This window comes from Telluria sp. RB2R28, from assembly GCF_059685835.1.
Genome location: NZ_JCASIK010000001.1, coordinates 986613 through 1011876 on the forward strand (window position 1 = coordinate 986613; position 25264 = coordinate 1011876).

The 25264-nt window shown below is 66.0% G+C and carries 20 protein-coding genes; 7 read left to right on the forward strand and 13 right to left on the reverse strand.

What is annotated here, in order from left to right:
• Window positions 1–60: 60 nt before the first annotated feature.
• The 8 genes from AC56LV_RS04435 to wrbA all read right to left on the reverse strand — a co-directional run bounded on the left by AC56LV_RS04435 (window position 61) and on the right by wrbA (window position 10611).
• The gene (locus AC56LV_RS04435) at window positions 61–2097 is read right to left on the reverse strand and encodes a methyl-accepting chemotaxis protein (RefSeq protein WP_499556219.1); all 2037 of its coding nucleotides are present in this window, start codon (window positions 2095–2097) and stop codon (window positions 61–63) included.
• 175 nt (window positions 2098–2272) lie between these two features.
• Window positions 2273–4102: an ABC transporter transmembrane domain-containing protein gene (locus AC56LV_RS04440; RefSeq protein WP_499556220.1), complete on the reverse strand. Its 1830-nt coding sequence runs from the start codon at window positions 4100–4102 to the stop codon at window positions 2273–2275.
• Window positions 4103–4120: 18 nt separating this feature from the next.
• Window positions 4121–5200, reverse strand: coding sequence for a lipocalin-like domain-containing protein (locus AC56LV_RS04445; RefSeq protein ID WP_499556221.1), 1080 nt, complete (start codon window positions 5198–5200; stop codon window positions 4121–4123).
• Window positions 5200–7749, reverse strand: coding sequence for an FtsX-like permease family protein (locus tag AC56LV_RS04450; RefSeq protein WP_499556222.1), 2550 nt, complete (start codon window positions 7747–7749; stop codon window positions 5200–5202). Before AC56LV_RS04450 ends, AC56LV_RS04445 begins: the two co-directional genes overlap by 1 nt.
• On the reverse strand, window positions 7737–8075 hold the full coding sequence (locus AC56LV_RS04455; protein ID WP_499556223.1) for a DUF4124 domain-containing protein: 339 nt from the start codon (window positions 8073–8075) through the stop codon (window positions 7737–7739). The genes AC56LV_RS04450 and AC56LV_RS04455 overlap by 13 nt, the downstream gene beginning before the upstream one ends.
• Window positions 8076–8187: 112 nt before the next feature.
• On the reverse strand, window positions 8188–9609 hold the full coding sequence (locus tag AC56LV_RS04460) for an FAD-binding oxidoreductase (RefSeq protein WP_499556224.1): 1422 nt from the start codon (window positions 9607–9609) through the stop codon (window positions 8188–8190).
• Window positions 9602–10000, reverse strand: a complete 399-nt coding sequence (locus AC56LV_RS04465; protein WP_499502097.1) for a DUF2069 domain-containing protein — start codon at window positions 9998–10000, stop codon at window positions 9602–9604. Before AC56LV_RS04465 ends, AC56LV_RS04460 begins: the two co-directional genes overlap by 8 nt.
• The gene (gene wrbA / locus AC56LV_RS04470; protein ID WP_499556225.1) at window positions 10000–10611 is read right to left on the reverse strand and encodes an NAD(P)H:quinone oxidoreductase; all 612 of its coding nucleotides are present in this window, start codon (window positions 10609–10611) and stop codon (window positions 10000–10002) included. Before wrbA ends, AC56LV_RS04465 begins: the two co-directional genes overlap by 1 nt.
• Before the next feature lie 78 nt (window positions 10612–10689).
• Here wrbA and AC56LV_RS04475 point away from each other — a divergent pair, with 78 nt between their 5' ends.
• The gene (locus AC56LV_RS04475) at window positions 10690–12120 is read left to right on the forward strand and encodes a YihY family inner membrane protein (RefSeq protein WP_499556226.1); all 1431 of its coding nucleotides are present in this window, start codon (window positions 10690–10692) and stop codon (window positions 12118–12120) included.
• Here the strand turns inward: AC56LV_RS04475 and AC56LV_RS04480 are convergent.
• Complete coding sequence (locus tag AC56LV_RS04480; protein WP_499556227.1) at window positions 12113–12901, reverse strand: alpha/beta fold hydrolase; 789 nt, start codon at window positions 12899–12901, stop codon at window positions 12113–12115. The two genes, AC56LV_RS04475 and AC56LV_RS04480, sit on opposite strands and share 8 nt — an antisense overlap.
• A gap of 201 nt (window positions 12902–13102) precedes the next feature.
• On the opposite strand from AC56LV_RS04480, the gene AC56LV_RS04485 reads away from it, so the two are divergent.
• Window positions 13103–13555, forward strand: a complete 453-nt coding sequence (locus tag AC56LV_RS04485; protein WP_343028101.1) for a CBS domain-containing protein — start codon at window positions 13103–13105, stop codon at window positions 13553–13555.
• 12 nt (window positions 13556–13567) lie between these two features.
• Here AC56LV_RS04485 and AC56LV_RS04490 read toward each other — a convergent pair whose 3' ends face one another.
• Window positions 13568–15877 (reverse strand): GGDEF/EAL domain-containing response regulator, encoded by a 2310-nt coding sequence (locus tag AC56LV_RS04490; protein ID WP_499556228.1) that lies wholly within the window; start codon window positions 15875–15877, stop codon window positions 13568–13570.
• A 216-nt stretch (window positions 15878–16093) separates the two neighbouring features.
• Here AC56LV_RS04490 and aroC point away from each other — a divergent pair, with 216 nt between their 5' ends.
• On the forward strand, window positions 16094–17188 hold the full coding sequence (gene aroC, locus AC56LV_RS04495; RefSeq protein ID WP_499556229.1) for a chorismate synthase: 1095 nt from the start codon (window positions 16094–16096) through the stop codon (window positions 17186–17188).
• A gap of 42 nt (window positions 17189–17230) precedes the next feature.
• Here the strand turns inward: aroC and AC56LV_RS04500 are convergent, their stop codons facing one another.
• Window positions 17231–18724, reverse strand: coding sequence for an HDOD domain-containing protein (locus AC56LV_RS04500; RefSeq protein WP_499556230.1), 1494 nt, complete (start codon window positions 18722–18724; stop codon window positions 17231–17233).
• Window positions 18721–20457 carry a putative bifunctional diguanylate cyclase/phosphodiesterase gene (locus AC56LV_RS04505; RefSeq protein ID WP_499556231.1) on the reverse strand — a complete coding sequence of 579 codons (1737 nt, stop codon included), beginning with the start codon at window positions 20455–20457 and terminating at the stop codon, window positions 18721–18723. Before AC56LV_RS04505 ends, AC56LV_RS04500 begins: the two co-directional genes overlap by 4 nt.
• A 490-nt stretch (window positions 20458–20947) precedes the next feature.
• Here AC56LV_RS04505 and upp point away from each other — a divergent pair, with 490 nt between their 5' ends.
• The 3 genes from upp to AC56LV_RS04520 all read left to right on the forward strand — a co-directional run bounded on the left by upp (window position 20948) and on the right by AC56LV_RS04520 (window position 22500).
• Window positions 20948–21598, forward strand: a complete 651-nt coding sequence (gene upp, locus AC56LV_RS04510; protein ID WP_499502106.1) for a uracil phosphoribosyltransferase — start codon at window positions 20948–20950, stop codon at window positions 21596–21598.
• A 7-nt stretch (window positions 21599–21605) separates the two neighbouring features.
• The gene (locus tag AC56LV_RS04515) at window positions 21606–21977 is read left to right on the forward strand and encodes an Hpt domain-containing protein (protein WP_499556232.1); all 372 of its coding nucleotides are present in this window, start codon (window positions 21606–21608) and stop codon (window positions 21975–21977) included.
• A gap of 319 nt (window positions 21978–22296) precedes the next feature.
• Window positions 22297–22500 carry a cold-shock protein gene (locus AC56LV_RS04520; RefSeq protein ID WP_137176112.1) on the forward strand — a complete coding sequence of 68 codons (204 nt, stop codon included), beginning with the start codon at window positions 22297–22299 and terminating at the stop codon, window positions 22498–22500.
• Between the two features lie 92 nt (window positions 22501–22592).
• Here AC56LV_RS04520 and AC56LV_RS04525 read toward each other — a convergent pair whose 3' ends face one another.
• On the reverse strand, window positions 22593–23498 hold the full coding sequence (locus AC56LV_RS04525; protein ID WP_499556233.1) for a LysR family transcriptional regulator: 906 nt from the start codon (window positions 23496–23498) through the stop codon (window positions 22593–22595).
• A gap of 172 nt (window positions 23499–23670) precedes the next feature.
• On the opposite strand from AC56LV_RS04525, the gene aceB reads away from it, so the two are divergent.
• Complete coding sequence (gene aceB, locus AC56LV_RS04530) at window positions 23671–25260, forward strand: malate synthase A (protein ID WP_499556234.1); 1590 nt, start codon at window positions 23671–23673, stop codon at window positions 25258–25260.
• The last annotated feature ends 4 nt before the right edge of the window (window positions 25261–25264 follow it).

Genomic DNA, 25264 nt, shown 5'->3' on the forward strand with positions numbered 1-25264 from the left:
GGATGCTTCAGGAAGCGCCCGGCACGATGGCCGGGCGCGAGGCTCTTGATCGGCCGAACTTCAGCCGTGGGTCAGCGCCGGGCGGCGTGGCGTCGATGCAAGCGCATCGTGGCCGAGATTCGGGCCGTCTTCAGCCAGGCGGAAGCTGCGCACCGAACGGGCGAGGGCGTCGGCCTGCTCGTGCATCGCCTGCGCCGCGGCGCTGGCTTCTTCGACCAGTGCCGCGTTCTGCTGCGTGGTCGTGTCCATCTCGACGACGGCGCGGTTAATTTCCTCGATGCCCTGGGTCTGTTCCTGGCTGGCGTTGCTGATCTCGGCCATGATGGCGGTGACGCGCTGCACGCTCGTGAGCACATCCTGCATCGTGGTGCCGGCTTGCGCCACCAGCGCGCTGCCGGCGCCGACTTCGTGGTTCGAGGCGTCGATCAGACCCTTGATTTCCTTGGCTGCTGCGGCCGAGCGCTGGGCCAGATTGCGCACTTCGGACGCCACGACAGCGAAACCGCGACCCTGTTCGCCGGCGCGTGCCGCTTCGACGGCGGCATTCAGTGCCAGGATATTGGTCTGGAATGCGATGCCATCGATGACGCTCGTGATGTCCGAAATCTTGCGCGAGGCAACCGTGATCGAATCCATGCGGGCGACCACTTGCGACACGGTGTCGCCGCCTTTCTGGGCCACGTTCGATGCGGTTTGAGCGAATTCGTTGGCCTGGCGCGCATTGTCCGCGTTCTGGCGCACGGTCGTGGTGAGCTCGTCCATCGACGAGGCAGTGGTGGCCAGGCTGGCGGCCTGTTCTTCGGTGCGGCTGCACAGGTCCAGGTTGCCGGTCGAAATCTGCTGCGAGGCCGCGGCAATGTGCTCGGCGCCGTCGCGCACTTTGCCGACCACGCCCGACAGGTTCTCGCCGATCTCGTTGATCGCCACTGTCAGGCGGCCGATTTCATCGTTGTTACGGGGCGCAATCCGGGCAGTCAGGTCGCCGCCGGCAATGCGGCGTGCGATTTCCTCGACAGCAGCCAGCGGATGCGTCACGGTCGAACGCACCAGCAGGTAGAGCAGGGTGGCCAGCACGCCCAGTGCGCCCAGGCCGAGCAGGATGAATCGGTTGCGCAGTTCCGTGGCGGCGGCCGTGATCTCGTCGATATACGTGCCGCCGGCGATGACCCAGTTCCAGTCCTTCATGTGGCTGTAGGCCGCAAATTTCTCGCGCGAAGCGCTCTCGCCCGGGTTCTGCCAGTCGTAGCGCACGGTGCCTTCCTTCTTCTCAAGCATTTCCTTGACGAACTCATGGCCGTTGGCCGACTTGCTGTCGAGGATATTCTTGCCTTCGCTCTTCGGATGCACGAGCAGGTCGCCGTAGGTCTTGCCGGGCGCTGCCGACAACACGTAGAAGTAGCCGCTGTCGCCGACCTTGATCGCCTTGATGCGTTCCTTGAGGAAGGCGATGTCCTGGCTGATGTTCACGCCCACGTAGAGTGCGCCGACGACCTTGCCTGCGGCGTCGCGCACCGGCTCGTACTGGGTGATGAACTGCTTGCCGAACAGCGTGGCCAGGCCGACATAGGTGCGGCCGGCGCGCAGCGCGGCGTAGGCCGGCGCGGTCTTGTCGAGGGCCGTGCCGACGGCGCGTTCGCCGCTTTCCTTCTTGACCGACGTGGTCACGCGCACGAAATCGTCACCGGCGACGGCGAACACGGTGGCATTGGCACCCGTGCGTTCGGTAAAGCTGTCGGGGACGGCGAAGTCAAGGTTCAATGGCTTGCCGTCAAGGCTCAAGGTTGGCACCTGGCGGCCGCCGATGTCCACGGTGGTTGCTTCGTCGAGCGCATACACGCCCGGCAGACCGGCGCTGAAGATGCGGCCGAAACTGACAGCCTGGCTCGACACGGTCTTGTTGAACAGTTCGACCGTGTTGGCCACGCCTTTGAGTTCGCTCGTCACGCTCTCCATGGCGCGCTTTTCCAGCATGCTCGATGTGGACAGCGTGATCGTGCCGATCAGCACGGCAATGATGAACCCTGCCAGGGCGAAGGTGACGGCGCTGATGCGGGTGCCTACGCTCCAGCTGGCTAAACTATATTTTTGGTTGCTCATGGTAGTCGAGTGATGACGGAGGGTATAACCCCGGATCATACGCTTCAACCTTTTCTCATGGCAACATTTAGTGAGTTTTGGCAGTCTTTACGCTGTGCCGATGCAACGATGCAACGGAATGTGACGAGAAGTTACGATTCAGTTGCCAACACCCGCAATACGTTTGGCGCTTCGGTCAGGCCGCCACGGGCGCATGCGCCTGGAACTGCAGCGCGGCCAGGTTCGCATACACGCCGCGCAGCTCGACCAGTTCGTGGTGGGTGCCCATCTCGACGATCCTGCCACCATCGAGCACGACGATGCGATCGGCGCGCTGCACGGTTGCCAGGCGGTGGGCAATGATGATCGTGGTGCGTCCGATCATGGCCGCTTCGAGCGCCCGTTGCACGAGGCGTTCCGACTCGGCGTCGAGCGCGCTCGTCGCCTCATCGAGCAGCAGCAGTGGCGGGTTCTTCAGCAGTGCGCGCGCAATGGCGATGCGCTGGCGCTGGCCGCCCGACAGGCGCACGCCGCGTTCGCCCAGGAACGAGCGGTAGCCTTCCGGCAGGCGCTCGATGAATTCGTGCGCAGCCGCCATGCGCGCCGCCGCGATCACTTCCTCATCGGTGGCGTCGGGACGGCCATAGCGGATGTTTTCCATCGCGTCGAGCGAGAACACGACCGTATCCTGCGGCACGATGCCGACCGCACTGCGCAGCGTCTGCAGCGTCAGGTCGCGCACGTCGACGCCGTCCAGGCGAATGCTGCCCGATTGCGGATCGTAGAAGCGCAGCAGCAGCTGGAACAGCGTGGTCTTGCCGGCGCCGGACGGGCCGACGACGGCCACCGTCTCGCCAGGCTGGATCTCGAGCGCCAGATGCGACAGCGCTGCTTCCTGCAAGCGCGATGGATAGGCGAAGGTGACCCCGTCGAGCGTCACGCGCGCGCCGTTGGCGGTGCGCGTGGGCAGCGTGGCCGGGTGCAGCGGGTCCTGGATGTCCGAGCGCGCGCCCAGGAGTTCGAGCAGGCGCTCGGTGGCGCCGGCGGCGCGCTGGGCGTCGCCCATGACTTCGGACAGGGCGCCGACCGAACCGGCCACGATGCCGGCGTACAGGATGAATTGCCCCAGCTCGCCCCCGGTCATGGTCCCGGCAATCACGGCGTGCGCGCCCAGCCACAGCACGAACACGATCGCCCCAAAAATCAGCACGATCGCCAGCAGCGTCAGGGTTGCGCGTGCGCGGATGCGGCGCATCGCGGTGGTGAAGGCGCTTTCGACTTCGACTTTGAACCGCCCGGCCTCGTAGCCTTCGCGCGTGAAGGCCTGCACGGTCGGCATGGCGTTGAGGATTTCACCGGCAACGGCCGATGCATCGGCGATGCGGTCCTGCGAATCGCGCGACAGCTTGCGCACGCGGCGACCGAACAGCACGATCGGCAGCACGACCAGCACCAGCAGGCCCAGGATGATCGACGTCAGGCGCGGGCTCGTGATGAACAGCATGACCAGGCCGCCGATGAACAGCAGCGTGTTGCGCAGCGCGAGCGAGATGCTGGTGCCGACGATCGCCTGGATCAGCGTCGTGTCGGTCGTCAGGCGCGACAGGACTTCGCCGGTACGGGTGGTCTCGAAAAATTCGGGACTCTGGCGCACCACATGACGGTACACCGCGCTGCGGATGTCCGCCGTCACACGCTCGCCGAGCCACGAGACCATGTAGAAGCGCGCAGCCGTGGCCACCGCCAGCACGGCGGCCACCCCGAACAGCGCCAGGAAGGTCGCGTTGACGTTCTCGATGCCGCGCGCGGTGGCCGAGGCGCCGAAGCCCAGATCGATCATCTGCTTGAACGCCGCCGGGATGGCCAGCGTGGCGCCGGCCGCGAACAGCAGCGCGATGCCGGCCAGGATGAACTGGCGCCGGTAGGGCGCCATGAACGGGATCAAGCCCTTGAGGGTCGAGAGGCTGCTCTTGCTCGGGATGTCTGCGTCGGGGGAGGCGGTGGAGCTGGTGGTACGCGTCGTCATCGTGTCTTCGTGGGATTCTTATAATTTCATCGGCTGCACATAGCCGGTCATTTCGAGGTAGCCGCGGCCGACACGGCGCCCGTTCTGCTGGACCGTGACCGCGCCTTCCCAGTACACGGCGCCCGTCGAGCGGCGCGAATCGAGCTCCTGGTCGTTCTGCAGCGGGACGATCTGCCATACCTGGTCGCCGGTGGTGATCGTGGTGGCGATCGGGTAGGTCGCCTGCGTGCGCGGCGACGTCCACAGCGTTTTCGGCGTGAACGTGATCTGCTCCGGCGCGTAGTGCGTGACCTTGCCTGCCTTGTCGCGCCGGGTGGCGTGCGCCCATAGTTTACCACCTTGCTTGTCGCGGATCTGGAAAGCCATCAGCGCCCCGCCGTCGTCGAGGTTGGCGCCGACCCAGTTCCAGCCCACGGCATCGGGCTGCAGGGCTTCGCTCGACCACTCGTGATCGAGCCAAGCGCTGCCAGTCACCGCCGTGGCGGCCATGCCGGCGCGGCCCACGCTGCCCGTGACGGCCAGTTGCGGTTCGCTGTAGTAGTAGCTGGCATGCTGCGCGCTCGGGCCCTTGCGCGAATAGCCGCCCTGGCCCTGCGCCAGCACCGGTTGCGTGGGACGCAGGCGCAGTTCCAGCGTCAGCTGGTTCGAGCGGATGGTCACGCGGTAGGTGCCGTCCTGGTCGCGCACCATGCGCCAGTCGTCCAGTTTCAGGTCAGTGTTGCCGGGGCGGGCCCAGGCCAGGCCGAAGCCTTCGCGCGCGCTGCGCTGGTCGTGCACGAGGCGCCCGACCGCCGGGTCGGACAGCGCCGCGTGGCCGATCACCAGCTGGCGCGGCGTGAAGTGGCTCGGATTGGCGCCGTCGACGCCCGTGCGGCTGCGAAAGAACGTGACCTGGAACCCCAGCGGGCGCTTGTCGGGCGTCTCGACCCAGCCCGTGACGTACCACCATTCGGTACGAAACTCGGGATGGGCGCCGTAGTCGCGCGGGAACGTCAGCGCCGCACCGGGCGTGACGGGCGCAAACACGGGTGGTTCGGCGCGCGCTGGCAGCGCCAGCAACGTCAACAGCGACAGCAGTACACCCAGGATGAAACGCATTACCAATCCTCTCTGACAGCGCGCACCGGACCGCCCGACAAGGCCTGGCGGCCTGACACGAGCGCGGTGGCGACGGACGCGATCACCAGCACCGCGGCCACGCTGCCCAGCAGTGGCCATGGCAGGTGCAGGCCCATGGTCCAGTGGAACGACTGCGGGTTGATCACGAATACCAGGATCAGGCTGATGGTCAGCCCGAGCACGAAACCGGCGATGACGCCCAGGCCGGTGAGCAGGCCGCCTTCGAAGGCGAGCAGCTGCAAGACCTGGCGCCGCGTGACGCCGACGTGGCGCAGCATACCGAATTCTCGCGCCCGTGCCAAAGTCTGGGCCGAAAAACTGGCCGCGATGCCCGATAGTCCGATCGCGATGGCGATCGCCTCCAGTAAGTACGTGACTGCGAAACTGCGGTCGAAAATCTTCAGGCTCGCGGCGCGGATGTCGCCCGGGCGCATGAAGGTGAGCGCCGCGCCGAACGGCAGCGCGCGCAAACGGGTTTCCAGCGCGGCCGCGTCGACCCCGTCGCCGGTCCACAGCGCCGCGTCGGTGACATCGCCTTCGCCGGTCAGCTTGCGGTAGTCGGCCAGCTGGATAACGACCGAGCCGCTCTGGTTGGCGTAATCGCGCCAGGCGCCGGCCACAAAGAACGGCGTCTCGGCGCCGCCCAGCGGCAGGCGCAGCGTCTGGCCGACGCGCGCGCCGTACAGGTCCAGCAGCGCCTCGGATACCCAGGCTGGCCGCGCGCCGGCAGGAATCGGCGCGCTGTCGCCCACCAGATACAACAGGCGCGCCGGATCGCGCACGTCGATGTCGCGCGCGATGACGACCACCGGCGGGCGTTCGGGCGCCAGCGACACGCGCCGCGTGCGCAGAAACTGGATCTGCTGCACGCCGGGCAGCGCGGTCAAGGCGGCCTGCTGCGCCGGGCTCAGGTAACCGGTGCCGCCCGCATCCAGCGTGCGCACATACAGGTCGGCCGGCAGGATGTGGCCCATCCAGTCATCGACCGAGACCCGGAAGCTCGACACCATGATCCCCATCGCCACCATCAGGCTGAAACTGGCCAGGATGCCGCCCAGCGCAATCGAGGCCTGGCCCGGCGCATTGGCCAGGCGCCCCAGCGACAGCGCCAGTACCGGCATCGGATGCCGTTTTTTGGACAGCAACCCTTCGAGCGCGCGGAACGTGACGGCGGCAAAGCGCGGCATCAGGCCGATGCCGCCCACCAGCAGCAGCGCGATCGCCAGGTAGCCAAACAGCGGCAGCTCGAACACGGGCGGCGCAAAGGCGAACAGCGCAGCGATCGCCAGGCAGGCAAGCGACGGCCAGACGCGCGCCAGGCGCGACAGCGGCGCTTCGTCGGCGCCGGACTTGATCGCCACGGCCGGGCGCGCGCGCGCCGCTTCCCACGCCGGCGCCAGGCAACCAAGCAGGGCCACGCCCAGGCCCAGGCCGAAGAAGACGATCGCAGCGCCGGGCGTGAACGCGACCTGCGGACGAATACCGGGGAAGTAACCGGCGCCCAGGTCGCCGCCAAAGTAATGCAGCGCCGTGGCGGCCAGCGCGTAGCCGGCGCCGATGCCGAGCAAGCTGCCGGCCACGCCCAGGCTCGCGCCTTCGAGCAGCACCTGGCGCAGCAATTGGCCCCGTTCGAAGCCCAGCACGCGCAGCAGCGCGAACTGGCTGCGCCGGCGCATGACCGACAGTGCCTGGGTCGAGAACACGAGGAAGGCGCCGGTGAACAGCGCGACCAAAGCCAGCACCGTCAGATTGACGCGGTAGGCGCGGCTCATGTTCGACGTGCGGCTTTCCTGGTCGGCGTCGTTCGGCTGGCCGACCGTGAAGCGGCCCGGCCAGGTACGCTCGAGATCGGCAGTCAGTGCGCGCTGGAACGCAGCGCGGTCGACGCCGCTGCGCAGCTTGAGGTCCACGCGCGAGAGCTTGCCGACGCGTTCGAGGCGCCACTGCAGCGCGCCGATGTCCATCACGGCCAGGCGCTGGCCGCTGCGCGCCCGCTGCACGGGGCCGGCCACGCGCAGCGTGATGACGCCGGTGCCCGCGCGCAGATTCAGTGAGTCGCCACGCCGCTTCCCCAGCCACGCTTCGGCGGCCGGCGACAGGAACAGCGCATCGTCGGCCAGTACGTCCAGCATGCGGCCGTTGCCCGGCACGCCGGTCAGGTCGGGCGAGATGAAGCCGGCGCGGAAGGCATCGATGCCGATGATGCGCAGCGGCGTGTCCTGGCCCGGCACGCCGGCCTGCACCTCGAGGATAGGCGCGGCCACCGCAACGTCCGGATGGTTGGCCAGCTGCGGGTACACTGCTTCGTCGAACAGCAGTTCGCGCCCCTGGACCTGAATATCCGCCTGGCCCGACAGGCTCTTGACGGCGGCCGAGAATTCATTGAAGGCGGCAGCGTTGATCAGGTGAATGGCAAAGCCCATCGACACGCCGACGGCAATCGCCGCAATCGCCACCAGCGCGCGGACCGGGTGCGCACGCCACTCGCCGAGCAGCAGCCAGCGCGTGAGCCGGCTCAACCCGGGCATTCGACCGCCAGTGTTTCAGACATGCGGCGCGCCTTGATGCGGGCGATGGCTTTTGCCGCATCGGTGCTGCGCGTCAGGTCTTCGTCGGCCCAGCGTGCCTGCAGACGCAGCTTGTCGCCGCGCTTGCGCAGGGCCAGCGCGGCGCGCGCAGTGCGCTCGAATTCATGCGCATCACGCGCAGCCTGCGCGGTACGTGCTCCGTCGATGGCTGCCAATGCGGTGCGGGCGGCAGCGAGGCGCGCGGCCTGCGCCGGATCGGGCTGAGGGGCGGGCGGCAGCGCGAGCGGGACGCCAGCGCCAGGGCAGGGGCGGTCAGCGTAGCTCACGTGCGCTCCGTCATGACATTTGTAGACCGTGCCTGCCATGGCCAGACGGCACATGGCGCAGCACGTCGCGCACAACACAATGCACCACAGGCAACGCATGGCAGGCTCCCGGTCATAGTATTTTCCCGGGATTCATGATGCCCAGCGGGTCGAGCGCGGCTTTGATGGCACGCATCATGCCAAGTTCGACCGGCGACTTGGTGCGCGCCAGTTCGTCGCGTTTCAGCGCGCCGATGCCGTGCTCGGCCGAGATCGAGCCGGCAAACGCGACCACCGCGTCGTGCACGATGCGGTTGACGGCATCTTGCTGCAGCAGAAAGGTGTCGTGCGCGACACCGGGTGGCGGCGCGACGTTGTAGTGCAGGTTGCCATCGCCCAGGTGGCCGAACGTCACCAGGACGCAACCGCGATACGCGCGCTCGAGTGCGGCGTCGGTGTGCGCGATGAAATCCGGAATCGTCGAGACCGGCAGCGAGATGTCGTGCTTGATGTTCTTGCCCGCAGCCGCCTGCGCCAAGGGGATGTGTTCTCGCAGGCGCCACAGGCCAAGCGCTTGCTGGCTGGACGTTGCCACGACGGCGTCGCGCGCGATACCGTCTTCCAGCGCGGCGCCGATGCCCGATTCGAGCAGCGCCTGCGCATGTGCCTCGGATTCATTGCTCGACAATTCCACGAGCGCATACTGCGGGTGGCACGTCGCGAACGGTTGTGGCAGGGCAGGGAACTGTTGCGCGACCAGATCCATGCAGACGGCTGACATCAGCTCGAAGCCCGTCAGCGCCGCGCCGCAGCGCGCCTGCAGCAAGTTCAATAGTGCCAGCGCCTGGCGCGGCGAGTCCAGCGCGACGAGGGCCGTGAGCATGCCGCGCGGCGCCGGAAACAGTTTTAGCACGGCCGCCGTGATGACGCCCAGCGTGCCTTCGGCGCCGATGAACAGGTCGCGCAGCGCATAGCCCGTGTTGTCCTTGCGCAGGCCGCGCAGCCCATCCCAGACGGCGCCCTCGGCGTTGACGACTTCGAGGCCCAGGCACAGGTCGCGCGTGTTCCCGTAACGCAGCACGGCGGTGCCGCCGGCATTGGTCGACAGGTTGCCGCCAATCGTGCATGACCCTTCCGCGGCCAGCGACAGCGGATACAGCATGCCGGCCCCTGCGGCGGCGGCCTGGATGTCGGCCAGGATACAGCCGGCTTCGACCGTCATGGTGCGGTTGGCCGGGTCGATCGCGCGGATACGGTTCAGGCGGCGCAGTGACAGCACGATGGCGTCGCCCGACGTATCGGGCACACTGCCCATGACCAGGCCCGTGCGCCCGCCTTGCGGGACGATGGGAACACCGGCATCAGCGCACAGGCGCACGATTGCAGCGACCTGATCGGTGTCCAGCGGCAAAACGACGGCGCGCGCACGGCCACTGTAGCGGCCGCGCCAGTCGGCCAGGTAGCCCGCCATGTCGGCATCAATCGTGATGACGTGGTCGACGCCCACGATGGAGCGCAGCCCTTGCAGGAAGGCGGCCGCTGACTGGTCAACCATGCGGGACTTTGACCTTGTCCAGCAGTTCCTTGGCCATGCGCTGCGCTTCCTTCTTGAACGGGCGCAGATACAGCAGGGCGCAGACGTAGAACACGACCACCAGCACGACTTCCCCGATGGCCATCTGGCGCGACAGCGGGCTGGTATCGGCCCAGGCCCGCACGGCGCCTTCGGCAAAGTAGATCAGGATCAGCATCGACGACCATTGCAGCGTGTACAGGTCGCGCTTGATCACGCCACGCAGCGGCAGCAGCAACGGCAGCGCTTTCAGTGCCAGCAGCCAGCTGCCCGGCTGCAGCGGTGCGACGAACGCTTCCCACGCCACCAGCCAGCCGATCAGCCAGACCAGGCTGAGTACCGCGCCGATATGAAAGACTCTGCCTTTGCCCATTATTGACCTTCGTGCAGTTTAAGGGCCGCGGTTGCCAGGCGGCGACCAAGCGCGATCGACAAGGCGCGCTCGTCCTCGGTGATGGCGCGCTTGCCATCGACGCCGGCCCAGTGGGTGGCGCCATACGGGCTGCCACCGCTCGCGGTATTCATCAGTTCGGGGTGCGTGTAGGGCAAGCCCATCACGAGCATGCCGTGGTGCAGCAGCGGAATCATCATCGACAGCAGTGTCGCCTCCTGCCCGCCGTGCAGGCTGCCGGTGGAGGTGAACACGACGGCCGGCTTGCCGGACAGCGTGCCATTGACCCATTCGGCGGCCGTGCCGTCGAGAAAGTACTTCATGCTCGAGGCCATATTGCCAAAGCGCGTGGGCGAGCCCAGCGCGAGGCCCGCACATTCGGCCAGGTCGGCCGCCTCGACATACGGCGCGCCATCCTCGGGAATCGACGGGGCAGTTGCTTCCGCCACCGATGACACGGCGGGCACGGTGCGCAGGCGCGCTTCGGCGCCGGGGACGCTGTCGACGCCCTGGGCGATCAGCTCTGCCAGCTTGCGTGTGGCGCCGTGGCGGGAGTAGTACAAAACCAGGATGCTCAAAGGGATCGTGTTCATCCTTGGTATTATAGTGCGCTTTGTTGAAGTGACATGCCCGGGTTGACGCCCAATTCGCGGCCTGAATCGGGTATTTTCATGGCCATGCCGAACCAACCGCCGCAGCATCCTTCCCACCATCTGTCCCACCCCGGCGCCGACAGCGCCGACGGCAGCCTCGAACGCGGCCTGACACGGGCCGAGGCCAAAGATCTCGTGCGCTTTGCGCTGCGCCGTCTGCGTGAAGAGCGCCTGCCGCAGGTTGCCGGCAGCCTGACGTTTACGACCACGCTGGCGCTGGTGCCGCTACTCACGATCGTGCTGGCCATTTTCACGATGTTCCCGGCGTTCGGCCAGGTGCGCACGATGGTCGACGCGTGGTTCGTGCAGAACCTGATGCCGCCGGCCATTGCCAGCACGATCAGCGGCAACCTGACGCAGTTTGCCAGCAAGGCCAAGGGCCTGTCGGCGCTGGGCGCCGTGGCGCTGCTGTTTACGACGGCCGCGACCATGAGCCTGATCGAGCGGGTCTTCAACCAGATCTGGGGCGTGCGCCAGCCCCGTCCGTGGACCCAGCGCCTGCTGGTCTACTGGGCCTTGATCACGCTGGGTCCGATCCTGTTCGGCGCGTCGCTCAGTTTCACGTCGCAGCTGGTGGACGTCACCGGCGGGCTGGAGCGCGATGCCAGCGTGCTGGCCACGCTGGCCTTCACGCTGGCCTCGATTGCCGCGACGACAGGTGGCTACACGCTGCTGTACGTGGCGGTGCCGAATCGCCATGTCACCTGGCGCGACGCGTTCTGGGGCGCGCTCGCCGCCGCGATCGCGTTCGAAGTCGCCAAGCGCGTGTTTGGCCTGTTTATCCGCCAGTTTCCGACCTACGCGATCATCTACGGCGCGCTGGCCGCGCTGCCGTTGTTCCTGGTCTGGATCTATGTCACCTGGATGATCACGCTGGTGGGCGCCTTGTTGACGGCGGCGCTGCCGGTCGTCAAATACGAACGCTGGTGGTACCAGGCCGCGCCCGGCGGCGCCTTCGTCGACGCGATGTCGGTGCTGAAGGTCCTGCACGGCAGCGCCAAGCTCAGTGGCACGGCGCTCGTGTCCGGCAGCACCATCCGCCATCACACGCGCATCGGTTACAACGAACTGGCGCGCCTGCTGCACCGGATGGTGGCCGAAGGCTGGGTCGGGCGCGTGCACGACCAGGCGCCGGCGAAGATCAGCTGGCGCCACACCAAGCGCGCCAGTCAGGAGCACTGGGTGCTGCTGGCCGACCCGGATACGCTGCGTCTGGCCGACGTGTACCGCCTGTTCGTGTTCGACTTCGCGGTGGAGGAGGCCGTGCAGCGCGAAGAAGAGGCCAGCCCCGATACCGCCCTGTCGCTCGACACCGGCGCGCTGGCGCGCCGGGTCGAAGAGGCGGTCGAGGCCGGGCTGGGCGAAACCCTGCGTGAGCACTTCGGCGACACTGGCGATGCCGGGGACGCCGCAGCCGACGTCGACGCAGCTGCCGAGCCGGTCAGCTGATCAGTCGTTCAGCCTGTGCCAGCAGCGCGTTCGACACCGTCTCGGGCGCTTCCTGCATCATTGCGTGGCCCGTATCGACCGTGACGATGGTTGCATGGGCAATCGCATCGGTCAGTGCAGCAGCCTTGCGCGGCGGCGTCATCTTGTCCTGCGCTCCCTGCACGAACACGACCGGACAGGTGACTGTCGCGGCGGCCGTCATGCCGTTGGCGTACGCATTGCACGCGGCCAGATCGATGTGCAGCAACGGCTCACTGCTACCGGCTGCCAGCCCCTGCATCATGTCACGCGCGGCGTCGGCAACTGACGGTTCGCTCCATGCCGCATGCGACCAGGTCACGACCATGTCGATGGCGGCCTGCTGATCTTCGAGCGCCGTGGCAAGCAGGGCGTCGGCCACCTTCATCGGGAACGTGGCGCCCAGCAAGGCCAGGCCGGCGGCGCGCTGCGGCGCCCGGGACGCCGCTTCCAGCACGACCAGCGAACCCATGCTGTGACCGGTCAGCAGCGCACGCTCGACGCCCGCCGCATCGAGCAGGGCGATCAGCCAGTCGGCCAGCGCCGCGACCGAACGCAGGGCCGGCCCGCTGCTATGTCCATGGCCGGGCAAATCGGGCGCCAGCACGGCAAAGCCGCGCGCGGCCAGCGCCCGGCTTTGCTGCGTCCACACCGTGTGGTCGTTCAGGGCGCCGTGCACCAGCACGACCGTGGGCAGCGCCGGGTCGAACGGGTTGTCGCCGGTATGGCAAAAGGCGGTATGCCCGTCGATCGTGAATTGCATGTCAGATAGCCTGTCTGGATGGAAGAGCGCCATCCTAGCAGCGTTGGCTATTTGCGCAATCTGCACTGCACCATTCTGCGGCCGTGCCCGCACCTTGAGGTGGCGCAATGCTGGATTTTTTACCGGGCATAGGCTACAGTCGGCGTTATGCCTTATACAAATTTATCCAACAGCAGTATTGACCGCGCGGGGGTGGCCAGCATGAAAGTTTCGGAAATCCTGCAAGTGAAGGGCAATATCCTGTACACCGTGACGCCTGACCAGCCCCTGGTCGAGGCCGTAACCACGATGTCCGAGAACGATATCGGCTCGCTCGTCGTGATGGAATACGGCGACCTGGTGGGCATGCTGACGTTCCGTGAAGTGCTCAAGGCCTTGCACGCGAATGGCGGCGCAGTCGGTGCCGGCACGGTGCGCCGTCACATGGACGACAGCCCGATCACCGTCACGCCGGACACCGAGGTCAACGAGGTGCGCCGCATCATGCTGGAAAAGCACGCGCGCTATCTGCCGGTGATGGACGCGCGCACGCTGCTGGGCGTGATCTCGTTCTACGACGTGGCGCGCGCGGTGCTGGAAGCGCAAAGCTTTGAAAACCGCATGCTCAAGGCCTATATCCGCGACTGGCCAGCCGAGCAGAACGCCCCGGACTGACCACCCCAACGGTCACGCCGCGCGCGTGACCGACTCACCGGCCAGCCAGGCCAGCAGCGCCTCGGGCGACAACGGCCGCGAATACAGGTAACCCTGGGCCAGCGGACAACCGAGTTCGCGCAGGATCTGCGCCTGGCGCTCGTCTTCCACACCTTCTGCAATCACCGACAAGCCCAGGTTGCGGCCCAGCTGCACCACCATCTGCGCGATGCTGCTGCCGCGCGCCGAGCCGGTAATCTCGGTGACGAACGTGCGGTCGATCTTGAGCCGGTCCACCTGCAGCCGCTGCAGGTGCGACAACGAGGAAAACCCGGTGCCGAAATCGTCGATTGCGATCGAGACGCCGGTGCGCTTGACGTGCGCCAGTTTTTCGATGAGCGCGGCCGGCTCTTCCATGGCCATCGATTCCGTGATTTCCAGTTCGATGAAGTCGGGCGGCGCGCCCGTATCGTCGAGCGCGCGGCGCAGCATGTCGAGAAAGTGCGGATGCCGCAACTGCACCTGCGAGACATTGACCGACATCGTAAATGCCGTGTGGCCGGCAGCGCGCAGGCGTAGCAGTTCCGTGCAGGCCTGGCGCAGCACCCATTCGCCGATCTCGACGATCAGGCCCGAATATTCGGCAATCGGGATGAAACGGTCGGGCGGGACGAGCTTGCCGTCCGGCTGGCGCCAGCGCAGCAGCGCCTCGGCGCCGACGGCGCGATTGGTGACCAGGTCGATCTGCGGCTGGTAATCAAGAAACAGTTCGCCACGCTGGAAGCCGCTGCGCAGCGCATGCATCATGCGCACCCGCTCGCGAATCTCGATGCCCATGCTGCGCGAAAAATAACAGTGGCCGGCGCGCTGCTGCAGCTTGGCACGCTTGAGCGCGATGTCGCCATCCTTGAGTGCATCGGCGCCGCTGCCATCGTGTTCGCGCAGGCAGACGAGGCCGAGCGTCGACGACACCTGCACGCCCTGGCCATCGATGTGGAATGCGTCGAGAAACAGGGTCTGCAGCGCGGCCGGCCGGACCAGGTCGGCACTGCCCAGCACACAGAAGATGTCGCCGCCGATGCGGCCGATATGCACGGTCGGTGCGAGACCGGGCGCCAGCGGGGACGCCAGGCGCGTGGACAGGCGCTGGGCAACGGCGGCCAGCAGCAGGTCGCCGAAGCGGTGCCCGAGCGCGTCATTGGTTTCGGCGAAGTGGTCGATGTCGACCAGCGCCAGCACGGCGTCATTGTCGGCGCCGGCGGCCAGCGTGGCATCGATCAGTTCAATCATGCGCGTGCGGTTGGGCAGGCCGGTGAGCGGGTCGTGGAACGCGGACTTGTTCAGGTCGGTCACCAGTTCGCAATTGTCGAGGCTGACGGCCACCATGCCGCAAAAGACCTTCAGCAGGCGCGTCTCGACGTCGCTGATCGCGCGTTCGAGTGGCATGCAGGCCACGAAATCGCGCCCGGCCTTGCCAGGGAAGAACAAGGTCAGCATGCCGTCGTCGGTCGTGCAGCCGCGCTGCGCGAGCGTGCGCTGGGCGGCCAATGCGAGCCGGGTCACGTGCGGATCGCCGTACTGCGCGCCGAGCTCGCAGCCATCGAGGTCGCGGCTGTCGCCACAGGCGGCCACCACGGACAGCGGGCCGAAGGCCCCGGTGCCAGTGCCATCGCTGAACTCCCGCGTGCACAGCACGCCGTCGACTCGCTGCCCGACCAGCCCGGCGGCCTGGGCCAGGATGCCGTATGCCACGTCGCGCACGCCGTGCAGCGCCATCAACTGCGCGCAGGCCGCGACGATGCGCTCCATGCCGACCCGATTTGCTTCGAGCGCGCAGAGTTGTTCGTACGAGCGGATGGCGGCGGCCACGGCGGTATAGAGCTTGGTGCGGGTCAGTTCCGACTTGGTGCGGTAATCGTTGATGTCGTAACCACGGATCGCCTCCATCTCGGGCGCATAACCGGGCTGGCCGGTACGCAGGATGATGCGCACGTCATGCAAGTCCAGTTCGTCGCGGATACGGCGCACCAGCTGCAGGCCGGCATCGGCGCGCTCCATCACCACGTCCAGCAGGATGACGGCGATCTCGCTTTCGCGGCCCAGCAGTGCGAATGCTTCATCAGCCGAGTAGGCATGCAGGAAGGCCAGCCCACGGCCCTGCATGACGACGTTGTCCAGCGCGAAGGTGGTCGTCGAATGGACATCGGCATCGTCGTCGACGATCAGGATGCGCCACGGTGGCCGTCTGCTGACGTCGATGGCATCGACTTCGTCGGCGAAGACGAGGTCATCGTTCAGTGGGTCATTCTGCGGTGCATCGGAGGGCGGCGTCGAAGCTGGCATGTGCTACGTCTCCAGGGAGGCTTGGCATGTATACGTCGAGTATATAGGCATTTGTAAACAGGAAAGTGAGTCGGCGATCGTTGAAGAATGAATATATATTGGTAAATATATCCTGACAGAAACATTTTGGCGAGGGTCGATTGCAGATTGTCCGTTTCTGCTCCCCGGATGGCCTGTTAAAATGCTTTTTCGATTAAACCGCACCCCTCCATATCCATGTCCGGCAATACATTTGGCAAGCTGTTTTCCGTCACCACTTTTGGCGAATCGCACGGTCCCGCGATCGGTTGCGTCATCGATGGCTGCCCGCCCGGCATGGCGCTGACCGAAGCCGATATCCAGGCCGACCTCGACCGCCGCAAACCCGGCACGTCGCGCCACGTCACGCAGCGCCAGGAGCCCGACCGGGTCGAGATCCTGTCCGGCGTTTACCAGGGCGTCACGACCGGCACGCCGATCGCGCTGCTGATCCGCAACGAAGACCAGCGCAGCAAGGATTACGGCAATATCGCCGAGAGTTTCCGGCCCGGCCACGCTGACTACACGTACTGGCACAAGTACGGCGTGCGCGATCCGCGCGGCGGCGGGCGTTCGTCAGCGCGCCTGACGGCGCCGGTGGTGGGCGCCGGCGCCGTCGCCAGGAAGTGGCTGCGCGAGCAGTATGGGACCGAATTCATGGGCTGCATGCGCGCGCTGGGCGACATCGACGTGCCGTTCGACGGCTGGGAGCACGTGCACGCCAATCCGTTCTTCGCTGCGACGGGCGACGCCGCGCTGCTGGCGCGCATGGAAGATGCAATGGATCAGTTGCGCCGCGATGGCGACTCGATCGGCGCGCGCATCGACGTCGTCGCGCGCGGCGTGCCGGTTGGCTGGGGCCAGCCGATCTACGACAAGCTCGACGCCGACATTGCCTACGCGATGATGGGCATCAATGCCGTCAAGGGCGTGGAAATCGGCGCCGGCTTCGCCTCGGTCGCGCAGCGCGGTTCCGAGCATGGCGACGAATTGACGCAACAAGGTTTCATCGGCAACCATGCCGGTGGGGTGCTGGGCGGGATCTCAACGGGGCAGGACATCACGGTGTCGCTGGCGATCAAGCCGACTTCGTCGATCCGCGTGCCACGCCGTTCGATCGACAAGGAAGGCAATCCGGCGCTGGTGGAAACCTTCGGTCGCCACGACCCGTGCGTGGGCATCCGCGCAACGCCCATTGCCGAAGCCATGCTGGCGCTGGTGCTGATCGATCACGCCCTGATGCACCGCGCGCAGTGCGGCGACGTGAAGGTCGCCACGCCCCGCCTGACGTAACGGCCGGGGACTGCACCTGAGCGCTCTGCCAGGCCCGCCCGCTCAGGCGCGGGTCGCGGTCGCGTCCATCTGGTGGCGGCGCTCCACCGTGCGCACGACCAGCGTGCGCAGGTCGTTGAGCAGTCCAAATTCCGTCTGGCTCAGGATCACCTGCGGATAGGTGCCGTCCCAGTCGCCATAAATGAAGCCGGCCGGCTGGCCGTGTGCGCACAGCGGAATCACGATGAAGCAGCGCGCCTCCGACAGCGTGTCCTTCCACCAGTCCGGCAGCTTGGCCGCGAACTTGGCGTCGTGCGCATTCTCGATGAAGATCACGCGGTCGCTCGCCAGCGCCGCGTGGAATACGTTCGCCTCAAAGGTGTCGTCGAAGGTCAGGTCATGCTGCAGCGCCTTGGCGTTCTCGCCCAGCGCCAGGCGCGCAGCGTAGCGTCCTTCGCGCCGGTTGCGCAGGAAGGCAAACGAACGCGAGAATGACAGCCCCTCGTGCATCGTTTCCAGCGCCAGCGACATCATCTGGCCGGCGGTCGCGTTCAGGCCCGCGTCGCGCATGTCGGCCACGCCGCCCATCAGGATCTGGTTGCCGGCGATGCGGTCGCGCGTGGCTGCGGCCAGGCGCGCGCGTTTCTCGGCCGGCCGGGCTAGCGGCGCGATCGACAGATCGGCCGCCGCTTCGGTCCGGGCCCTGTCGATCGAAGCCAGGATGCCTGCCGGCGAGATCCCCAGCATCGGTGCGAACTGTTCGGCCAGCTCGGCCACCTTGCCGGCGCCCGCGGCGTCGTCGGCCCACAGCGCGTCGGCGGCGCGGGTGGATATCGTGCCCAGCGCCGCCAGCCAGTCGTCGTGGTCGAAGCCTTCATCCCGTTCGCCCGGTTCGACGCGGCGCATGCCGGCCACCAGGTTGCCGGGCAGGCCCCAGTGAGCGGCGGTGGCGCGGCCCAGTTCCTCGAGATGCAACCCGAGCACATCATGGGCCGCCGCCGTGTCGTCGCCGCCCGCTGCCCCCGCCTGGATCAGGGTCCAGCGCTCGGGCATGTAGAACGTGATCATCATGCGGCCCAGCGAGTGCAGGATCGAGCAGACCACGGCTTCTTCGGGATTGCGCACCTGCGCGCCGGTGGCCAGTTGCTGCGCCACCATCCCGGCCAGCACGGCTTTTTCCATCTCGATGTGCGCGATCTCGGTGTCCGGCGTGCTGCGCCCGAGCTCCTCGATCAGCTTGAGCCCCAGCGCAAGGTGGCCGATGCTTTCGGTACCCAGCACCAGCACGGCCCTGGAAATCGTGTTGACGTGTTGTCCGAACGCCGCGTACATGCTGCTGTTGGCCAGCCGCAGGACCTTCTGGGTCAGCACCGGGTCGGACAGAACGGTTTGCGTCATCGAGAAATCGCGCTCGTCTTCGCCGCGCATCGACGCCAGGATGGCATTGATGGCCTTGGTGAAGCCGGGCATGTCGCCCTGGCGGCGAATGCGTTCCCACAGCAGGGCGAGAGTGGCTTGCGCTTTCGCCGAGCGCGCGGTGGTCATTGGTGTGGTCATGGTTTCCCTGTCCGGGTGTCAGCCGGCAGAAGAGCGGTATAGAGGTTTTCCTTGAGGGCCGTGACGGCCACGTTGGCCGGCATCGGCTTGCCCGTCAGGTAGCCCTGGACATAGTGGCAACCCTGTTCGTCCAGCCAGGCCAGCTGGTCTTCGGTTTCGACGCCTTCTGCCACGACCGCCAGGCTCAGGTGGCGGGCCAGGTCGAGCACGACCTTGCAGATGGCGGCGTCCTTGTGCGAGCCGGGCAGGTCCTTGACGAATGCGCGGTCGATCTTGAGCACCGAGATCGGGAAGCGCTTCAGGTAGGCCAGCGACGAATAGCCGGTGCCGAAATCGTCGATCGCGATGCGGACGTTACGCTCGACCATTTTTGCCATGACGGCCTCGGCGTGGGCCGGGTCGACCATCAGCGTGCCTTCGGTGATTTCCAGCACCAGCTGGTGCCCCTGGGCGCCGGACATCGCCAGCGCGTCGTCGAGCTCCGACAGAAAACGGTCGCTGCGGAACTGGCGCGGGCTGATGTTGACCGAGATGTACAGCTCGCGGCCCGCCACTTCCTGGAACTGGCGGATCTGCATGCAGGCCGCCTTCAGCGCCCAGGCGCCCAGCAGGTTGATCAGGCCATTGTTTTCGGCAATCGGGATGAAGCGCACCGGCGGCACCATGCCAAGCGTCGGGTGCTTCCAGCGCATCAGCGTCTCGAAACCTTCGATGACCTTCGTGCGGGCGTCGACGATCGGCTGGTAGTAGAGCAGAAACTCGCCTTCGCGCACGGCCTTGAACATGGCCGCCTCGAGCGAGATGTCGTGCTCGGGCGGGCCCTGGTCGCGCGGGCTGTAGAGCACCATGCGGCCCTTGCCGGTCTCCTTCGCGCGCGACAGCGCGGCGTCGGCCAGCGTCACCAGGCGCACCTCGTCTTCGGCGTGGTCAGGGTACACCGTCACGCCGATCGAGGCGCCCAGGTAGATCGTGTGGACACCCGTCTCGAACGGCGACTGCAGCGTGGCCATCAGGCGCCCCGTCACGAGCTTGATCTGGGCGTCGCCGAAGGTGCCGGGCAGCACGGCGACGAATTCATCGCCACCGACGCGCGCCAGCGTATCGCTGTCGCGCAAGACGCGGCGCAGGCGCGTGGCGGCCATCTGCAGCACGGCGTCGCCCAGCGGGTGGCCCAGGCCATCGTTGACCTTCTTGAAGCCATCCATGCCGATCGCGACAACCGAAAAGCCCTGGCCGGACCGGCGCGCATTCGAGATCACGACGCGGATGCGGTCGGCCAGCAGCAGCCGGTTCGGCAATTCGGTCAGCGCGTCGTGGGTCGCCATGTGGCGCAGCCGCTCTTCGGTCGCGTGCTGCGCCGACATGTCGCGCCCGATCACGAGGATTTGCGCATCGTCGCCCGTGGTCAGCTGGGCAATGCGCAGTTCGAACCAGATGTCACGCTCGCCGCTGCGAAAGCGCGCTTCGACCAGCGCTGCTTCGTGCGCCGTCGCGGCGCCGTCCAGTGCGTGGCGCAAAGCCGCCTGGTCGACATCGTGCACGAGCGAGACCAGCGAACAGCCCGGCGCATACCCGTGCAGGCGCTGGGCTCGGGTGCCTGCGGCCCGGATCGTCCCGCTGGGCACCACCCGGAACACGGCGTCGCCCGCGCTCTCCAGCAGACCGTCGAGCAGCGTCGCCGGCGGCAGGTGCGCCGTCGGCGGATGGGAAGCTGCGGAAGGTGGGGTCAGCATGGTCGGTCAGGGCTCTCGTTTCGCGGCATGCTCGAACCATGCCGATATCATCTTGTTATCCGTGCCGGGCAACAAACCAGGGACGAGTCTATCACTGAAAAATTCCGTACTGCATCAGAATGAGCAACGTACGGCGCGTTCGCTTGCCGGCCTGCGCCTGTGTGCATCCTGCAGGTTCACAGGCAAGCCCGGCGTCTGCGTATTGTCGCTGATTATTGCTGAGTAGAAAATATCTATCGCTTAATTTAATGCTTTAATGCAACCAGATTTGTGTCATCGTGACACATTCATGTGCTGGACCAGGCTGCCTGCGTCATCCGGCATGATGAACGGCGAAGACGGACGGCTGACGGGCAGGGGACCGCAGACCGTCGGCAACTGCATGCTGGCAGCGTCGACCCAGAATTATTTCGGCCAGAGCCGGGACAAATTACGTTGTGCCTGTGATAATGCTGGCTTACAAGCTTCATCGACTGCGTCGAGCCCCGCCATGAACCAAGATCCGCGCTTCCCGAACCTCTTCATCCTGAACCACCCGTTGATCCTGCACAAGCTGTCGCACATGCGCGAGCACGATACGTCGACGCGCACGTTCCGCGAACTGCTGCGCGAAATCACGCTGCTGATGGGTTACGAGATCACACGCGACCTGCCGCTGACGACGCGCCAGATCCGCACGCCGCTGGTGACGATCGATGCGCCAGTCATCGCCGGCAAGAAGCTGGCCGTGGTGCCGATCCTGCGCGCCGGTATCGGCATGAGCGATGGCCTGCTGGAGCTGGTGCCATCGGCGCGCGTCGGGCACATCGGCGTGTTCCGCGATCCTGATACGCATGAGCCGGTCGAGTACATGGTCCGCTTGCCGGACACGACCGATCGCACCTTCATCCTGTGCGATCCGATGATTGCCACTGGCAACTCGGCGGTGCACGCGATCGACGTGCTGAAAAAGCGCGGCGTGCCGGACGAGCAGATCCTGTTCCTGGCGCTGGTCGCGGCGCCCGAAGGTATCCAGGTGGTGCAGGACGCGCATCCGGACGTCAAGGTCTACGTCGCTTCGCTGGACTCGCACCTGAATGAACACGCCTACATCATCCCGGGCCTGGGCGATGCGGGCGACCGTATCTTCGGCACCAAGTAAGGCCGGCATGACCATGACGCAGCCGGCTGACCAGCAATTCTTCGCCCGCCTGGCCGAACTGAACGACAAGTTCGCGGCGCGCCTGCCATCCACGTTCGGGCGCCTGGCGCAGTTGTCGCAAGAACTCGCACCGGCCGGCGCGCCCGGGTTCGACCCGGCCGGGCCAGCCGGGGAGCTGCAGGCGATGCTCCACACGCTGGCTGGTTCAGCAGCGACCTTCGGGTTTCGCGGCCTGGGCCATCACGCGCGCCTGCTCGAACAGCGGCTGCGCGTGCTGCGGGCATTCGATGCCGTGGCCGCGGGCGAGTGGCAAGCCTGGCGCGCCGAGCTCGACGAGTACATTGCCGCTGCGCTGCGCGACCCCAAGGCACTGACCTGAAATACAGGCCGCGCAAGCCGCGCGCACAATTGTCGGGCAGACCGGAATTTGATCAAGCGCAAACAAATTAACCGTCCTTGCCTCTATTCTTTGCTGCATACCGAATTAAAAAATCCCGCTGTCGTATTTATTGACACTAGGAATCGTAGGCCTACTTACGTATTTTTATTCAACGAACAGGGCATGCGCGAGAAATATTCGGTATAATGTGGGATCGTTGGGTTCGAGGTAGTAGTGCAGTCTGTCTGTCATTTCTTTCTTGCTTCTTCAAACGATCTAAAACGGGCGCAAGCCCAACTAACCGAAATAGGAAATTGTAATGGCAACTGGCATCGTTAAATGGTTCAATGACTCGAAGGGCTTCGGCTTCATCACCCCTGATGAAGGCGGCGAAGATCTGTTCGCGCACTTCTCGGCTATCCAGAGCAACGGCTTCAAGTCGCTGCAGGAAAACCAGCGCGTCTCGTTCGACGTGACCACCGGCCCTAAGGGCAAGCAAGCCTCGAACATCCAGCCTCTGTAATCGCCTAACAGGCGTTGCGAGACCAAAATCCCCGGAACTGCCGGGGATTTTTTTCGTCTGTACCTTTCGCGTTTTCGCTTGGGGGCCGCGCGTCAGCGTTGACGCCAGTAGTCGGGCGCCGCGTAGCTGCGGCGCAGGAAGTCAACGAAGGCGCGGATACGCAGCGGCAGGTGGCGGCGCTGCGCGAACACGGCGTGGATGTCATTGCCGGGCGCCGCGAAGGCGTCCAGCACCGTGCACAGTTCGCCACTGGCGATCTGCTCGCCCACTTCCCACATCGAACGCCACGCCAGGCCCTTGCCGGCCAGCGCCCAGGCGTGCAGCACGGCGCCGTCGTTGCAGACCATATTCCCGCTGACCTTGTGCGTGACGGGTTTGCCGTTCTCGAGAAAGGTCCAGCCGCGCTGGCTGCCTTCGCTGCTCATTGCTAGGCAGTTATGGCGCGCCAGGTCTCCCGGTGTGCGTGGCGTCCCGTGGCGCTTCAGGTAAGCGGGCGCGGCAACCAGCACGCGCCCGTTGTCGGCCAGCTTCACGCCCACCAGGTTCGAGTCGCCCAGGCGGGCAATCCGGATGGCGACGTCGACGCCATCGCCGATCAGGTCGATGACGCGGTCGTTCAGGTTCAGGTTGACCGTCACGTCGCGGTGCTCGGCCAGGAACGAGGGCAGCAGCGGCGCCACGTGCTGACGGCCAAAGCCGGCCGGGGCCGACACCGTCAGGTGGCCCGATGCACGACCGCTGCGCTCCGAGATCGCCGATTCTGCCTCGTTGACCTCGGCCAGGATGCGCTGGCAATCCTCGAGAAACGCCACGCCTTCGTCGGTCAGCACGAGCTTGCGCGTTGTCCGGCGCAGCAGCTTGACGCCCAGTCGGGCCTCCAGTGCGTCGAGCCGGCGCCCGATCATCGCTGGTGCAATGCCCTCGGCGCGCGCCGCGCCCGACAGGCTGCCGCGCGCCACGACCTCGACAAAGGTGGCCATCTGGGTGAACTTGCTCATGCAAACGATCCTGCTGCTGGCGTTGATTTAATACAAAAACACACAGATGAAGTGCGTATTTGTCTCGTTTAGCGTTACGCGGGTGAATATACTGGATGCCAACAGGAACGCCAAGCAGGGCCAGTCCCGGCGCAGCGCCGCACGCGATTTTCATTCATCTTCAGGAGTCGATATGTCCCTCAGCATCCCCCAAGGCATGGAAATTACCGGCACCATCCAGCCGGCCTACGAGCAGATCCTGACACCCGACGCGCTGGCGCTGGTGGCCACGCTGACGCGCGCATTCGAGCCGCGGCGCCAGGCCCTGCTGGCCGCGCGTGCCGAGCGGGCAGAGCGCCTGGATGCCGGCGAGCGTCCGGATTTCCTGCCCGAGACCGCGTCAGTGCGCGACGGCGACTGGCGCATCGCGCCCATTCCGGCCGCGCTGCATTGCCGCCGCGTCGAAATCACGGGCCCGGTCGAGCGCAAAATGGTCATCAACGCGCTGAATTCGGGCGCCGACAGCTACATGACCGACTTCGAGGATTCGAACACGCCCAACTGGGATAACCAGATCAGCGGCCAGATCAATCTGTTCGATGCGATCCGCAAGACCATTTCGCTCGAACAAAATGGCAAGTCGTACCGCCTGAACGACAAGGTGGCCACGCTGCTGGTGCGTCCGCGCGGCTGGCATCTGGATGAAAAACACGTGCTGGTCGACGGCAAGCGCGTCTCGGGCGGCATCTTCGACTTCGCGCTGTTCATGGTCCATAACGCGAAAGAATTGCTGGCACGGGGTGCCGGTCCGTACTTTTACCTGCCGAAGCTCGAGTCGCACCTGGAAGCGCGGCTGTGGAACGACATCTTCGTCATGACGCAAGACCTGCTCGGCATCCCGCAGGGCACGATCAAGGCGACAGTGCTGATCGAAACCATCCTGGCCGCGTTCGAAATGGACGAAATCCTGTACGAGCTGCGCGAGCACAGCGCTGGCCTGAACGCGGGGCGCTGGGATTACATTTTCTCGTGCATCAAGAAGTTCAAGCGCGACAACGATTTCTGCCTGGCCGACCGCGCGAAAGTGACGATGACGGCGCCGTTCATGCGCGCCTACGCGCTGCTGCTGCTCAAGACCTGCCATGCACGGGGCGCGCCGGCCATCGGCGGCATGGCCGCGCTGATCCCGATCAAGAACGATCCGGAGAAAAACGAGATCGCGATGGGCGGCGTGCGCAACGACAAGGCGCGCGATGCGACCGATGGGTATGACGGCGGCTGGGTCGCACATCCGGGGCTGGTGGGCCTGGCGATGGAAGAATTCACCAAGGTGCTGGGCGAGCGGCCGAACCAGTTCGACAAGCAGCGACCCGACGTCGTCGTGACGGCCGCGCAATTGCTTGACTTCAAGCCGGAAGCGCCGATCACCGAGGCGGGCCTGCGCTACAACATCAACGTCGGCATCCACTATCTGGGCGCCTGGCTGGCCGGCAATGGCTGTGTGCCGATCCACAATCTGATGGAAGACGCCGCGACGGCCGAAATCAGCCGCTCGCAGGTGTGGCAGTGGATCCGGTCAGCCAAGGGCGTGCTGGAAGACGGCCGCAAGGTCACGGCCGACATGGTGCGCGCGATGATTCCGGAGGAGCTGGAGAATGTGAAGCTGGTGGCGGCCGATGGCACGCACGCGAGCTACGAGCGCGCCGCCACCATCTTCGAAGAGATGTCGACGGCAGAGGCGTTCGCGGAATTTTTGACGCTGCCGCTGTACGAAGAAATCTGACGCC

What these genes read in the sequence shown, in the direction of transcription:
- AC56LV_RS04435 (WP_499556219.1), bottom strand. Translation starts at nt 2,097, where the DNA reads ATGAGCAACCAAAAATATAGTTTAGCCAGCTGGAGCGTAGGCACCCGC.
- AC56LV_RS04440 (WP_499556220.1), bottom strand. Translation starts at nt 4,102, where the DNA reads ATGACGACGCGTACCACCAGCTCCACCGCCTCCCCCGACGCAGACATC.
- AC56LV_RS04445 (WP_499556221.1), bottom strand. Translation starts at nt 5,200, where the DNA reads ATGCGTTTCATCCTGGGTGTACTGCTGTCGCTGTTGACGTTGCTGGCG.
- AC56LV_RS04450 (WP_499556222.1), bottom strand. Translation starts at nt 7,749, where the DNA reads ATGCCCGGGTTGAGCCGGCTCACGCGCTGGCTGCTGCTCGGCGAGTGG.
- AC56LV_RS04460 (WP_499556224.1), bottom strand. Translation starts at nt 9,609, where the DNA reads ATGGTTGACCAGTCAGCGGCCGCCTTCCTGCAAGGGCTGCGCTCCATC.
- AC56LV_RS04465 (WP_499502097.1), bottom strand. Translation starts at nt 10,000, where the DNA reads ATGGGCAAAGGCAGAGTCTTTCATATCGGCGCGGTACTCAGCCTGGTC.
- wrbA (WP_499556225.1), bottom strand. Translation starts at nt 10,611, where the DNA reads ATGAACACGATCCCTTTGAGCATCCTGGTTTTGTACTACTCCCGCCAC.
- AC56LV_RS04475 (WP_499556226.1), top strand. Translation starts at nt 10,690, where the DNA reads ATGGCCATGCCGAACCAACCGCCGCAGCATCCTTCCCACCATCTGTCC.
- AC56LV_RS04480 (WP_499556227.1), bottom strand. Translation starts at nt 12,901, where the DNA reads ATGCAATTCACGATCGACGGGCATACCGCCTTTTGCCATACCGGCGAC.
- AC56LV_RS04485 (WP_343028101.1), top strand. Translation starts at nt 13,103, where the DNA reads ATGAAAGTTTCGGAAATCCTGCAAGTGAAGGGCAATATCCTGTACACC.
- AC56LV_RS04490 (WP_499556228.1), bottom strand. Translation starts at nt 15,877, where the DNA reads ATGCCAGCTTCGACGCCGCCCTCCGATGCACCGCAGAATGACCCACTG.
- aroC (WP_499556229.1), top strand. Translation starts at nt 16,094, where the DNA reads ATGTCCGGCAATACATTTGGCAAGCTGTTTTCCGTCACCACTTTTGGC.
- AC56LV_RS04500 (WP_499556230.1), bottom strand. Translation starts at nt 18,724, where the DNA reads ATGACCACACCAATGACCACCGCGCGCTCGGCGAAAGCGCAAGCCACT.
- AC56LV_RS04505 (WP_499556231.1), bottom strand. Translation starts at nt 20,457, where the DNA reads ATGCTGACCCCACCTTCCGCAGCTTCCCATCCGCCGACGGCGCACCTG.
- upp (WP_499502106.1), top strand. Translation starts at nt 20,948, where the DNA reads ATGAACCAAGATCCGCGCTTCCCGAACCTCTTCATCCTGAACCACCCG.
- AC56LV_RS04515 (WP_499556232.1), top strand. Translation starts at nt 21,606, where the DNA reads ATGACCATGACGCAGCCGGCTGACCAGCAATTCTTCGCCCGCCTGGCC.
- AC56LV_RS04520 (WP_137176112.1), top strand. Translation starts at nt 22,297, where the DNA reads ATGGCAACTGGCATCGTTAAATGGTTCAATGACTCGAAGGGCTTCGGC.
- AC56LV_RS04525 (WP_499556233.1), bottom strand. Translation starts at nt 23,498, where the DNA reads ATGAGCAAGTTCACCCAGATGGCCACCTTTGTCGAGGTCGTGGCGCGC.
- aceB (WP_499556234.1), top strand. Translation starts at nt 23,671, where the DNA reads ATGTCCCTCAGCATCCCCCAAGGCATGGAAATTACCGGCACCATCCAG.